This window comes from Lacticaseibacillus rhamnosus (genome assembly GCF_900636965.1).
In the GTDB taxonomy this organism is placed as follows: domain Bacteria; phylum Bacillota; class Bacilli; order Lactobacillales; family Lactobacillaceae; genus Lacticaseibacillus; species Lacticaseibacillus rhamnosus.
Window position 1 is genome coordinate 2,577,408 of record NZ_LR134331.1, and the last position, 13,716, is coordinate 2,591,123.

General features: G+C 46.3%; 10 protein-coding genes. 6 read left to right on the forward strand and 4 right to left on the reverse strand.

Annotated elements, in window-relative coordinates:
* Positions 1-33: 33 nt before the first annotated feature.
* Both mfd and pth read right to left on the reverse strand, forming a co-directional pair.
* Positions 34-3,561, reverse strand: coding sequence for a transcription-repair coupling factor (mfd, locus tag EL173_RS12980; protein ID WP_014571600.1), 3,528 nt, complete (start codon positions 3,559-3,561; stop codon positions 34-36).
* 75 nt (positions 3,562-3,636) lie between these two features.
* Positions 3,637-4,194: an aminoacyl-tRNA hydrolase gene (gene pth, locus EL173_RS12985; protein ID WP_005691240.1), complete on the reverse strand. Its 558-nt coding sequence runs from the start codon at positions 4,192-4,194 to the stop codon at positions 3,637-3,639.
* A 433-nt stretch (positions 4,195-4,627) separates the two neighbouring features.
* Between pth and EL173_RS12990 the strand changes: the two genes are divergently transcribed.
* Together EL173_RS12990 and EL173_RS12995 are read left to right on the forward strand one after the other, a co-directional pair.
* Positions 4,628-5,635, forward strand: a complete 1,008-nt coding sequence (locus EL173_RS12990) for an L-lactate dehydrogenase (protein WP_003662706.1) — start codon at positions 4,628-4,630, stop codon at positions 5,633-5,635.
* A 407-nt stretch (positions 5,636-6,042) separates the two neighbouring features.
* Complete coding sequence (locus EL173_RS12995) at positions 6,043-7,413, forward strand: L,D-transpeptidase family protein (protein WP_014571603.1); 1,371 nt, start codon at positions 6,043-6,045, stop codon at positions 7,411-7,413.
* Positions 7,414-7,541: 128 nt separating this feature from the next.
* Here EL173_RS12995 and EL173_RS13000 read toward each other — a convergent pair whose 3' ends face one another.
* Positions 7,542-8,078, reverse strand: coding sequence for a PadR family transcriptional regulator (locus tag EL173_RS13000; RefSeq protein ID WP_005691234.1), 537 nt, complete (start codon positions 8,076-8,078; stop codon positions 7,542-7,544).
* Positions 8,079-8,224: 146 nt separating this feature from the next.
* On the opposite strand from EL173_RS13000, the gene EL173_RS13005 reads away from it, so the two are divergent.
* The 4 genes from EL173_RS13005 to EL173_RS13020 all read left to right on the forward strand — a co-directional run bounded on the left by EL173_RS13005 (position 8,225) and on the right by EL173_RS13020 (position 12,165).
* Positions 8,225-9,676: a YhgE/Pip family protein gene (locus EL173_RS13005; RefSeq protein ID WP_005691232.1), complete on the forward strand. Its 1,452-nt coding sequence runs from the start codon at positions 8,225-8,227 to the stop codon at positions 9,674-9,676.
* 63 nt (positions 9,677-9,739) lie between these two features.
* Positions 9,740-10,336 (forward strand): NAD(P)H-dependent oxidoreductase, encoded by a 597-nt coding sequence (locus tag EL173_RS13010; RefSeq protein ID WP_005691229.1) that lies wholly within the window; start codon positions 9,740-9,742, stop codon positions 10,334-10,336.
* Between the two features lie 168 nt (positions 10,337-10,504).
* Positions 10,505-11,170 carry a cyclic di-AMP binding protein CbpA gene (gene cbpA / locus EL173_RS13015; protein ID WP_005686626.1) on the forward strand — a complete coding sequence of 222 codons (666 nt, stop codon included), beginning with the start codon at positions 10,505-10,507 and terminating at the stop codon, positions 11,168-11,170.
* Between the two features lie 296 nt (positions 11,171-11,466).
* Positions 11,467-12,165: a L,D-transpeptidase gene (locus EL173_RS13020; protein ID WP_014571605.1), complete on the forward strand. Its 699-nt coding sequence runs from the start codon at positions 11,467-11,469 to the stop codon at positions 12,163-12,165.
* 79 nt (positions 12,166-12,244) lie between these two features.
* Here the strand turns inward: EL173_RS13020 and EL173_RS13025 are convergent, their stop codons facing one another.
* A complete protein-coding gene (locus EL173_RS13025; protein ID WP_019728346.1) occupies positions 12,245-13,681 on the reverse strand; it encodes a glutamate synthase subunit beta in 1,437 nt (478 codons plus the stop codon).
* Positions 13,682-13,716 lie beyond the last annotated feature (35 nt).

Consider the following 13,716-nt stretch of genomic DNA (forward strand, 5'->3'; position numbering starts at 1 on the left):
GCAGCGCACATCGATATCCAGCAGTTCATCTTATTAGGCGGCAGGCTTTTTTCCCGGCTGCGGATTCACAACCGCCAGCAATCCCTTCATGAAAGCAGTTAGTTGCCCTAGCCACTCGTCTTCTTTCATGGTTGCTGGCACAGCGAGCGTTACCGTCAGCTTTCCATCGGCAATTGCTACTTGTGCTTTCAAAGTCGTAGCCGCCAACGCCTTGAAGATCGGTTCGCCTTGTGCTTTAGCAGTCGCTTGCGGGGTTAACACCACCGTCATTTTCTGGTCGTTTTTCTGGACGTGATCCACCCAAGCCAAATCAGCGAAACGTTTCAGATGTGCGATTGCCAAAAGATTCGTCACCGGCTGTGGATAATCGCCGAATCGATCAATCAAATCTTCACTAATCTCGGTTTCGGCTTCATCACTGTCTGCTTCACGAATCCGTTTGTACAGTTCAATTTTCTGGCGCGAGTCGGCAACATAATCCGTTGGCAGGTATGCTTCCAGACCCAAGTCGATTTCCGCATCGGTTTTTTGAACGGTTTTAAGTCCGCGGCGTTTGTTAACCGCCTCTTGTAACATCTGCGTGTACAAGTCATACCCAACCGAATCAATAAATCCATGCTGTTGTTTGCCTAACAAGTTCCCCGCACCGCGAATCGACAAATCACGCATCGCAATCTTAAAGCCGCTACCTAATTCCGTGAAATCCTTAATCGCCTGCAGCCGTTTTTCGGCCACTTCATTAAGTACCTTCATCGGTTGATACATGAAATAAGCGTAAGCAACACGGCTGGAACGCCCGATACGTCCGCGTAACTGATACAACTGGGACAATCCATAATGATCCGCATTTTCAATAATCAGCGTATTGGCGTTCGGCATATCGACCCCGGTTTCAATAATGGTCGTGGTCACTAATACGTCATACGCGCCATGCAGAAAATCATAGATGACATTTTCCAGCTGGGTTTCCGTCATCTGACCGTGGGCATACCCGATGCTAGCGTCAGGCACTAGCTCTTCCAATTGACTCACGGTTCGCTCCATATCCTCCACCCGATTATGCAGGTAAAAGACTTGACCACCGCGTTCCATTTCGCGTTCGATGGCTTCCCGAATGACCCCGGGGTTTTGCTCCATCACAAAGGTCTGAATCGGATAGCGATTTGTCGGTGGCGTCTCAATGACACTTAAGTCCCGCACGCCAAGCATCGACATGTTTAGCGTACGTGGAATTGGCGTTGCCGTCAGCGTTAACACATCCACATTGCTTTTCAGTTGCTTAATCCGTTCCTTGTGCTTCACCCCAAAACGCTGCTCTTCATCAATCACCAACAAACCGAGGTCACGAAATGCCACATCTTTAGAAAGCAGTCGATGGGTGCCGACAACAATGTCAATCGTGCCGTTTTTGAGTCCTTTAATCGTCATTTTATTTTGATGCGGTGTCTGGAAGCGCGATAACAAGCCGATTTTAACCGGAAAATCGGCAAATCGATCCTTCATGGTGTCAAAATGTTGCTGCGCCAAGATGGTAGTCGGTACTAAAATTGCGACCTGCTTACCATAGTCAACTGCTTTAAATGCTGCCCGTAACGCGACTTCGGTTTTGCCAAAGCCCACATCCCCGACAAGCAAGCGATCCATGGGTTTGGGTTTCTCCATATCCCGCTTAATTTCTTTTGCCGATCGCAGTTGATCAGGCGTCTCGGGATAAGGAAACTCATCTTCAAATTTTTGCTGCAGATCATCATCCGGCCCGAAAGCATAACCTTTTTCCGCTTCCCGTTTTGCGTACAAGTCAATCAGCTCGTCGGCAATGTCTTCGATTCGAGCCGCCACTTTGCGTTTGGTCTTTTGCCACTCGGTACCGCCAAGCTTATTGACGTTAGGCGTTTTGCCATCTGCAGAAACATATTTCTGAACCAGATTTAATTGGTCAACCGGAATAAACAGTTTGTCATTGTTGCGATAAACGATGGTGATGTAATCGCGATGGACACCGTCAACTTCAAGCGTCTCCATGCCGGTATATTGCCCAATCCCGTGGTTGACATGAACAACATAATCGCCAGGCTTTAATTCATTATAGCTGCGGAGGCGTTCCGTATTTGCCAACGTCTGATGGCGAGCCCGCCGCCGCTGCCGAGCATTGAACAGCTCGTGTTCTGTCACCACTACCAGCTTCAAATCCGGCAATTCAAAGCCGTTCTTCAGACTGCCATCGGTTAACTGAACTTTTCCTGAAAGCAGCTGATTAGGTTCGGTCACCACATTACTAATCTCAAAATCATGTAAAGTAGCACTCAGCTTATCCAAACGGTTCTTATCGGAAACCAGGAAAACCACGGTCTGCTTTTGTTTCACCCACCGATCCGTTTCGGTTTTGAGCAATGGCATCTGACTAAAGAATTGTTGAACATTGCGACTCGGCACGTTAGTCAAGCTATCCAACCGCAACTGACCCATTCCTTTTTGGAAAAGGCTCAAGTAAAGCCGCGGATGCCGATCACGCTGATTAAGCGCTTGGATCGTAGGATTAGGTGTTTTAGGCAACAAACGGCCTTCCTCTTGCAGCTGTGAATACCATTCAGCCGTATCCTGCACCAAATTCGTATCACTATCCAACAGGCGACTGTAATCATCAAACGCTACCAGCGCATCACCGGCAAGATAATCAGTAATGCGGTGATGTTCCGGATACAGCTCCGGCGCATACAATGCCAGGTTTTCTGGCCGTTCTAATGCTTGTAACTGCTGGCTGGTCGTCAACAAGCCATCGGTAATCGCTTGCTTTGCCGCTGCATCCTTGACTTTCGCTTTGTAAGCTGTTGCCTGCTTACCGATTCGCGCACCGGCATCGGTCAGCACCTGATCGGAAGCGATCATGTCAGTAGCCGGTGCAATGACAATCTGATCAAGCTTTTTCAAACTGCGCTGGGTAGCAATGTCGAAGCTGCGAATCGAGTCGATTTCCGTATCAAACAACTCAATGCGAATCGGATCATCCTGATTTAATGGATAAATATCGATAATCCCACCGCGAATGGCAAATTGGCCGGGCGCACTCACTAATGAATCACGCCGATAACCCATCGCCACAAGCTGCTTGGCGACCGTTTGCGGATCAAGCTCTGAATCCATATCAACAACCAACTCACTTGCCGCCCATGCAGCCGGTGCGGGTAAAATTCGCTTATATCCTGCCAGGCTGGTAACAATAATGCCCGGTTGGCCGCTTTGAATAAAGGTCAGTGCGTTGATCCGGTCGTTGCGGGTTTCCGGTGAACTGACCGCCACTTCAGCCGCCAATACATCTTCAACCGGAAAATCATAAACAAGCGCATCGCCTAATAAACTACTCAAATCTGCTGCCAACTCGTCTGCATGAAACCGATTATTTTCGACAATCAGCAGCTGCTTTTTTTGCTGCTGCAAGAGTGCGCCAAAAAAGACCGTCTTGGCCGAACCTGATAGTCCTGTCACCAAATGGCGGCCTGTCTCGAGCTTAGGCCATAATGCCGACAGTTCCGGATCTGCCTGCACCATGTCGATTAAATTCATCGCTCCACCTGCTTCTTTCATATTCTTCAAGTTTACCCATTACCCCAAGCTTCATCAGCCAGCGAGGGGCAAGTTTTAATTAAACTTATTCATCAACTGGGCAAATGGCATGCCGTTTAGCCAATCTTCCAATGCATCATCCGCTTTAGTGATAGCAGCATCAATCACTGGTTGATCGGTTTTGGCAAATGGGGTCAACACCCAGTCCACAACTCGCTGCCGCTGCGGGTGCTGAATGCCGATCTTTAACCGATAGAATTCGTCACTTCCCGTAGCGCTGATAATGTCCTTGATACCGTTGTGACCGCCGGCTGATCCTCGCTGGCGCAATCGTAACTTGCCCAATGTCAGATCCATATCATCGTGTACCACTAGAATTTCGTCTAACCTAATCTGGTAATACATCATTAACTGCCGCACTGCGCGTCCCGACGCGTTCATATAGGTCTGTGGTTTAACCAGGAAAACTTTTTCATCATGAACACGTGTCGTTGCTGTGGCAGCATCGAATTCAAGCTTGTTAAGGGTGAGCCCCATTCGCTGTGCCAAGCCATCAACCACCATGAATCCCATATTGTGCTTCGTGCCTGCATATTGACGTCCGGGATTTCCCAGACCCACAATCATTTTCATATTATCTCCTCATCGTATCGAGCTTAAATTCATGCAATCCTGCTTGGTTTACCGGTGATGCTGACACTTAACCAAGCCAAGCGAAGAACACCAAACGCCTAACCCAGATAAAGAAGTTAGCTGCTTGGTGTTGCTTCGCCGAATGTTAAATGCTGCATGTCCGCGCACTGTTTTCTATTAGTAAGTAGTATAACACATGCCGGCTGACTGACTGTATGTCTCCCTTTCTGCGAACTGTTAAGTTTTGTTAATTCGTGAAAATAGATGTTGCAAGCGTTTACGTTCCTGAAAGCCAGCTTGTCTCAGGATTCACAAGCCTTGGCATTGTAAGGCTCAGCCCCGCTTTTTAACAATGACAAAATCATGAAAAAGTCAGTCAATTTTGTTTCAGTGATTTGATAATGTGTTATACTCACAATGAAATGCAGTTTGCATGCACATAAGAAAGGATGATATCACCGTGGCAAGTATTACGGATAAGGATCACCAAAAAGTTATTCTCGTTGGTGATGGCGCCGTTGGTTCAAGCTATGCCTATGCAATGGTTTTGCAAGGTATCGCTCAAGAAATCGGGATCGTTGACATTTTCAAGGACAAGACGAAAGGTGACGCAATTGATTTAAGTAACGCGCTCCCATTCACCAGTCCTAAGAAGATTTATTCTGCTGAATACAGCGATGCCAAGGATGCTGATCTGGTTGTTATCACTGCTGGTGCTCCTCAAAAGCCTGGCGAAACTCGCTTGGATCTGGTTAACAAGAACTTGAAGATTTTGAAGTCCATTGTTGACCCTATCGTGGATTCTGGCTTTAACGGTATCTTCTTGGTTGCTGCTAACCCAGTTGATATCTTGACTTATGCTACTTGGAAGCTTTCCGGATTCCCGAAGAACCGGGTTGTTGGTTCAGGTACTTCTCTGGACACCGCTCGTTTCCGTCAATCCATTGCTGAAATGGTTAACGTTGATGCTCGTTCCGTCCACGCATATATCATGGGTGAACACGGCGACACAGAATTTCCTGTATGGTCCCACGCTAACATTGGTGGCGTTACCATCGCTGAATGGGTTAAAGCACATCCAGAAATCAAAGAAGACAAACTCGTTAAGATGTTTGAAGACGTTCGTGACGCTGCTTACGAAATCATCAAACTCAAGGGTGCAACCTTCTACGGTATCGCAACTGCTTTGGCACGGATTTCCAAAGCAATTCTTAACGATGAAAATGCGGTACTCCCATTGTCCGTTTACATGGACGGCCAATACGGCTTGAACGACATCTACATTGGTACACCTGCTGTGATCAACCGCAATGGTATCCAGAACATTCTGGAAATCCCATTGACCGACCACGAAGAAGAATCCATGCAGAAGTCGGCTTCACAATTGAAGAAAGTTCTGACCGATGCGTTTGCTAAGAACGACATCGAAACACGTCAGTAATCTTCACCATAACTGATTTTAAACCGGCGTCAACCGTGATTTAATCAGTGAGTATCAAAGTGGATCAACCCCAGAGATGAAAAACGTCTCTGGGGTTGATTTCGTTTACGCCACCACAACCGATGCAGGTGGCGTCAACCAATACCGAAGATGGCCGACTCAATTCCCATATCATCACCAGTCTGTGCTTTTCAAAGTCATTGGCTTGCGCTTCGTTTCATAATGTTTTTTTAAGTTTACCGTTCATTAACTGTAAGTGGTATGATACCGCAGTTCCTTCACCACCGTTCGAGAGGCGTTGCTTTTATTTCCGGCGTTGGTATCTTATAATAAGTAAAAATAACGTCATTTTTAAGGAAGTGCTTGTTACGAAACAGGAACAAACAAGAAGCAGGAGGCAGCAATCAGTGAATAAGAAAAAATGGTGGCTCCTCGCGCTCGGCGCCGTAGTCATTCTTCTAGGCGGATTCTATATCTTCCGAAGTATGCACTACCGCGATCATTTTTTGCCCAATACAGAAGTTCTGGGCGTTGATGTTTCCGATCAAACCGTTAGCGCGGCAAATAAGAAACTCATCCAACAATTTAGTGAACGCCAATATACCTTTGTTGAAGATGATAAAAAAGTCTTGAAAGTCAAAGGCAGTGCTTTGGGTATCAGTCAAGACTTCAATCAAGGACTTACTCAAGTGCTGAATAAGCAAAATCCTTGGCAATGGACAACTTCCATTTTTGCGGGCCAAAAAGCCCATGCCGAGGAAGACCCGTCAATTAATAAGACGGCCTTAACCAAGTTTGCTCAGACGACTGCTGACAAGCTTAATCAAGGGCGTCAGGGGCCGGAAAATGCAAAACTAGTCGCGGATGGCACTAAATATAAGATTCAAAAAGAAGTCAACGGTACCCAAATCGATGCGGATAAGCTTGCAACAACGGTAACGAATGTCCTTGATAATCATCAGCAAACCGTTAATCTGGCCGCTGCGTACAAGAAGCCGACTGTTACCGCGTCTAGTAGCAGCTTGCAAACAACCGAACGCGACATGAACAAGCTGGCAGGGACTAATGTTTCATTGCAGATTCAGACCAAAACGGTGACCGTTCCGCAAGCAACCGTGATGAGTTGGATCATAAACGATAATGGCAAGGCAACGGTTTCAAGTCAGGCCGTTACCAATTACGTTTCTGCCTTATCGCAACAGTACAGCACCATCAAAAAAACGCGTCAATTCAACTCGCAACAACAAGGAACAGTGAGTGTTCCTGCTGGCACCTATGGCTGGAGCATTAATGTTAGCGCCACAACCGCCATGATTGTTGCCAGTGTCAAAGCCGGACAGGATCTCAATAAAGAAATTGTCCACAACGGTTCCGGTTACTCAACAGACGGCGACATTGGCAACACGTACGTTGAAGTATCCAAAGAAAAACAACATGAATGGTATATTAAAGATGGTAAAGTCGTCATGGACTCCGACATTGTCACCGGTAAGCCAGGTCAAGACACCCCATCCGGCGTCTTCTATGTCTGGTCCAAACAGCGTAACGCAACGCTACGTGGAAAAAACGACGATGGCAGCGACTACGCCAGTCCTGTTTCGTACTGGATGCCAATTGATTACACCGGGGTCGGCCTCCACGATAGTCCGTGGCAGCCTAAGTACGGCGGCGACTGGTACAAGGAACACGGATCGCATGGATGTGTCAACAACCCGCCAGACTTCATGGCAAAGTTGTATGCCGCAGTTGACGAAGGCACGCCTGTGATCGTGTATTAAGACGTACCTGATAAAATGAAGGTACAAGAAATGGCTTGATTCCAAACTACTACGGAATCAAGTCTTTTTTTGGCCATGATTGGACGTACATGTTTATCCAATCAGAATTACAGCTGTCACCTCGAAGACTAGCGGTGCTCTGAGTCGTTTCCCTTTGGCTCGTCTGTCTGTAAATATGCTTTTAACGTCTTGATCTGCGCCTCATACTCGGCAATGCCAACCGAAAAAGAAAGATGCTGGGTTTTAGTCATGTTTGGCCATTCTTTTAGCCGCAACTGTAATTTGTCAATTTGCATTCCTAACCACCCAATTTGCTGTTGAATCATCGCTTGTAAGGCTGTATCCGATTCGTATTCACCAAAGTAGAGTCGCATCAAGAAATCTGAATGACGGGTATCCGGAACAACTGACGCATCAAGCGAGTCTTCAAAAACCTTTTTACCTTCTTCAGTAATGGCATATTGATTTTTATTTGGTCGCCCACTTTGGACGACCATTTTTTTGGAAACAAGGCCATTCTTCTCTAGACGTCGCAAGGTTGGATAAATCATACCAAAAGAAGCGTCATAAAAATGACTGAAAATATTTTTAAAGACTTCGTTCAATTCGTACCCTGTTCTCGAATGTTTATATAGCAAGCCAAGGATAATCTGCTCATTATTCATGCTAAAACCTCCAATGATGTTGTCTATATCTTACCACGTTAATATTAACGGAAACAATATTAATTCTTGACATATAAATGAGGGCGCGTTAATATCCTTTTATATTAATCCCGTTAATATAAACGAAAAAAATATGGAGGCGCAACATGATTAAATCAGAATGGTTATCTGTCTTAAAACGACCAATGGTGATCGTTGTTCTTTTCTTCATTACTCTTATTCCGGCAATCTATTCAGGTGTCTATCTCTCTTCAATGTGGAACACCTACGAGCACACGAAGGATTTACCTGCCGCAATTGTCAATAACGACACTGGTATAACCGACAACGGTCAAGCGGTTAACGCCGGAAAAGATCTTGTCAAAGGGGTGCTCAAGTCAGATTCAATGCATTATCACGTCACTTCAAAACAAGAAGCTGACCGCGGTTTGAAAAATGGCGACTATTATCTTGTCATTGAAATTCCAAATCATTTTTCAAAAGACTCCCGATCACTTTTAACGCAACATCCCACGGCCATGAATATCACGTACAAAGTGAATCCAGGAACAGATTTCTTTGCCTCACAAATAGCAAAGGGCACGGCCACTGCTATTCAAGCCAAGCTCAACCAACAGATTTCCGCTATTTACTTTAAAAATCTAACGGCAGGGGTCGTTTCTGGAACCCAAGGCAACGCAAAATTACTAACTGCCATTGATGCACTTAATGCCGGCAGTCAAGCCTTATCCACTGGTCTGTCGCAACAGAAAACGGCGATCACCGCACTCAGTAACAACCTTCCGAGTACAGCCCAACCGTTGGCAACGCAGCTAACCTCATCGAACATTGCACTATCTAACGCTGCGACCTCGCTAACAGCTGGTACGGCAAAGGTTCAAAGTGCCTTAACCCAATCACTTAAAACGCAGCCCAGACTAGCCGTCGCCTCCAAGAATATTCACTTATTATCCGCCCCTGTCACTTTAACCCGTGTTGACATTTCCCATACACCTACTAACGGCGTCGGCATGGCACCATTCGCGATTGCAATCGGCCTTTATGTCGGCTGCATCTCGCTTAGTTTTATGTACGACATGTACTCACCAAAAACAAAACCAACCAAAGCAATTGCATGGTGGTGGAGCAAATATAGTCTGCTGTTAGTTCTAATTGGGATTCAAGTAGGCTGTCAGGCCATCGTTGTCATGAGCCTAGGACTAAAACCGTTATCCATTGGCAACACTTGTTTAGCAATGTTGGTCACGGCTATCACCTTCATAACCTGTGTTTTTGGCCTAAATACCATTCTTGGTGCTTTCGGCAAATACCTGGTCACCATTTTATTGATTCTTCAACTAGGTGCTTCGACCGGCGTCTATCCGTTGGAAACAGCCAATGTTTTCACCCGTATCTCTAGCCCATTCTTGCCCATGACCTATGGCATCCACGCCATGCGCGAAGCAATTTCAATAGGCGGTCAAATGACCCACGACTTGGTTGTCATGTTAGTAGTCACCCTTGTCATCAATGGTTTAGTCATTGTCAAACTTGAGTTGGATCGTAAACACGAAAAGTTTAGCGATCTTGTTGATGATGTCGTGTCATCCATCAACTAGTCTCGCTGGCAATCAGCAAAAAAGCAGATCGCATGTCATCATCCAGGAGGCGTCACAAGGAATATGGCCACTAAATTAATTTTGATCGTGTATTGTCACCCTTACACCCACAGCTTTAATCATGCTGTGTTAACGCACTTAGAAAAAAACCTCACCGATCATGGTCTTCATTATCAACTCATCGACCTATACGGCGATCACTTTCAACCTTTTTACGATATTGAAGAGTTGCGCTTGTTCCATCAAGGGCAAACACATGATCCGCTTGTTAAACATTATCTTGATCAATTAAAAACAGCTCAAGGGATCATTTTCGTCACGCCAATTTGGTGGAACAGCGTCCCTGGCATGCTCAAAGGTTTCATTGATAAAGTGATGAAGGAAGGCGACGGTTTAACGCATACTGTCACCAAAACTGGCGTCCGCGGCTGCTTGACTAATTTAAAACGAGCCTATGTTTTCACCACTTCTACATCACCAACATTTTGGTTCCGTACCACATCTGGAAACAGCATTCAGAAAATCTTCATCAATAAAACGCTGAAACAATTGGGCATTCAGAAAGCCAAGTGGTATAACTTCGGCAACATCAGTCATGCATCGAAAACCCAACGCGATCATTATCTGGTGACATGCCAGAAACGACCCCTGCTCTTTTGAAAGTCAGAGTTATTGACCGGCACTCATCAAACATAGCTATCAGGTCGCTGACAGTCTTCTTCCGCATGAACACCCCAGAAAAACGTTACACCGCCAGCGAACTATGGTATCATAAAGCAAGATTAGAACATTTTAATAAAGTGATAGTTGTTTGATGGAGGAAAGCGCATGTTAATTAAGTCGTTAGTATTAAAAAAGGAATTCCTGACCACTGTCAAGGAAACGGTTACCCTTGAAGAAGCGCTGAAGATCCTTGAAGACTCCGGCTTTCGGTGTGTGCCGATCCTAGATGAGAGCGGCACGATCTTCCGCGGCAATATTTACAAGATGCATATCTATCGCCATAAATCTCAAGGCGGCGATATGAGTTTGCCGGTTACTTATCTGCTGAAGAATGCAACCAAAACCATTCCGGTCAATGCGCCATTCTTTAAGGTCTTCTTTAACATCAAGGATCTGCCGTACATTGCTGTTTTAGATGAAAATGCCAACTTCTATGGTATTTTGACTCACGCTAAACTGCTTGGGATGCTGTCAGAAGCTTGGAATGTCGATGTCGGCTCTTACGTTTTGACGGTCATGTCAACTGGTGAACGTGGAGACCTGGCAAAAATGAGTAAAATCCTTGCTCGCTACGTTTCGATTTCCGGTTGTATCACGTTGGATGCTAAGCGTGACGAGTTTGTGCGGCGGACGCTTTTCACCTTGCCGGCCGGTACAGATGAAAATACATTAAATGAAATTGTATCTCGACTAGAGAAGAAGAGCTTCCGGGTTGTCGAAATTGATGATCTCCAATCCGGTCAGCCGCTTCGAGTAGACGAAGAGCTTTAATCTGCCCAATCACGTGCGCCATCAGTACAAAACAAGCGTGTAAGAACCTCGGACACAACCATTAAGGCCACTTAGCCGTTCGTTTCCGACTAGCCGACTCACGCTTACAAAAAGCTCGGCAGCATTGACTGTCGGGCTTTTGTGATGGTTGAAAAATGCCATGATGATACGAGCAAAGGTGCTGGAATCGTGCACTGGTTTGGACTTTGGCGATCCTTTATAATACAGTGAACAGTGAAGTTGTTTTATTTTTATTGCTGCAAATGCATCAAGTGCGAATAGAAAGGATGCTACATGTGAAACGAATAACCGAACTGATGCATCATCTTGCCGCGATGATGCATTACCTTCATTCACATCATCTGAAACCAAAGTACCGGAATCGCCTGCTTTTCATTGCTGTCTTCATAACGGTGTGTTTGATCGCAGTCTTTACCGGACAACATGCTAAAGAGTCAGCTTCGACAGCGTCAAGCTATGCATCGGTCACAAAACTCGCCAAGACTAACCACACGCCGAGTTACACCGCTGCTGAAATTACTCGGGTTACGCCTAAGAAGATTGACTGGAAAGCACCTTCCGAAAGTCGGCCTTATCCTGACGTCTCCAAGCATCCCAACCTCTCTTTGCATGTAAACTTGAAAAAGCAGCGGGTATTTATTAAAGATGGCAGCAAAACGCTTTATACAATGTATGCATCCACGGGCATTGACGACACAACCCCGCACGGTGACTTTACCATTCAGGATGAGCGCGGTTATGAATTCTTTAATCCTAACGAGCAAATGGGTGCACATTATTACACCAGTTTTTACTTACATGGTACCTATCTTTTTCATTCCGTACCGACAGATGTCAACGGTAACTACATTCAATCCGAAGCAGCAAAGTTGGGTAAAAAGCCGGGATCACACGGGTGCGTGCGGCTGAGTATTTCTGATGCCAAATGGATTTATGAACATATCCCAACAGGAACGCCGGTTTCAATTCATTAACAGATGCCTATCAAAAAAGTCCCCTGTAGCAACTTATTCGTTGCCACAGGGGACTTTTTTCAAAGGCTAAACCGCCAACCTATAACGCTTCACTTGCCAATGTTTGCAAGGATGCATCGACTTTTTCCGCACACATGCGGCCTTCGTGAATCCCCCAAATAACCAAGCTGGGGCCGCGGCGACAATCACCAGCAACATAAACCTGGGTATCATTGGTTGTGAAGTTAGTATTCTTGGCAGTAATCCCAAATGCATCAAAAACATCGGCTTCCGGACCGGTAAAGCCCATGGCCAGCACTACCAGATCAACTTTGACTTTCTTCTCTGTTCCCGCAATCGGTTTAAAATGATCGACTTGGCTAATCTCGGCTTCACTCACTTGACCATGCTCGCCAAAGAAAGCAGTCACCGTAGCGGCATAGGTGGTCACATCGCCGCCAAAGAGCGCTTTTGCCTCCTTCTGGCCATAACCGGCTTTTAACGTCATGGGCCACTCTGGCCACTGATTGCCAGCAGTACGCTTGGGTGGTAACGCCGGGGTAATTTCAAGTTGCGTCACACCGGCACAACCTTGGCGAATCGCGGTTGCAATACAATCATTGCCCGTGTCCCCGCCACCGAGAACCAAGACGCGTTTACCTTTCAATTGGGTATTCGCTTGGGTACCATCTTTGAGGACTGTCTGAGTTGCTGTCTTGAGAAAATCAACTGCCTGAACAATACCGCCTAACTCGCGCCCCGGGACTGGTAACTCACGAGCCTGGCGAGCACCTGTGCAAACAATAACCCGGTCGAATTGCTGCTTGAGTTCATCTGCGGAAATATCTTTACCGACTTCCGTATTGGCAACTAATTCAATCCCGACTTGCTTCAGTGTTTCGATACGCCGCTGAACAACGATCTTTGGCAGCTTCATGTTGGGAATGCCATACATCAAAAAGCCACCGAAGCGATCATCCCGTTCAAATATTGTCACGGAATGGCCTAATTGATTAAGCCGCCACGCCGCGGAAATGCCAGCCGGACCACTACCAATGACCGCCACTTTTTTCCCGGTACGTTGCAGCGGATTTCCGGATGCAACAACCCAGCCATTTTTGAACGCCTGCTCGATGATGTACTTTTCATTGTTACGAATGGTAACGCCGGGACCGTTAAGTGCTTGAACGCAGGAAACTTCACAGGGTGCCGGACAAACGCGTCCTGTCATATCCGGTAACATGTTGGAGCGACTCAACCGTTCAAACGCGCGCTTGTCTTCTGCACGGTAAACCAGATCGTTCCATTCGGGAATCAGATTGTCATTGGGACACCCGCTGACCGCGCGACCGCCACCATAAAAGACGCCATGATGACAAAATGGAATGCCACAATTCATACACCGCGCTGCCTGTTTACGTCGTTCCTCCATGCTGACGTCCAGTTCCAACGCATCAAAATCCTTGACCCGCTGCATAATTGGACGCATGGGATTATCTTTGCGCTGATACTTCAAAAAGCCTTTGGGATCTGCCATCACGTTGCCCTCCTCATATCATTCGTAGGTACTTC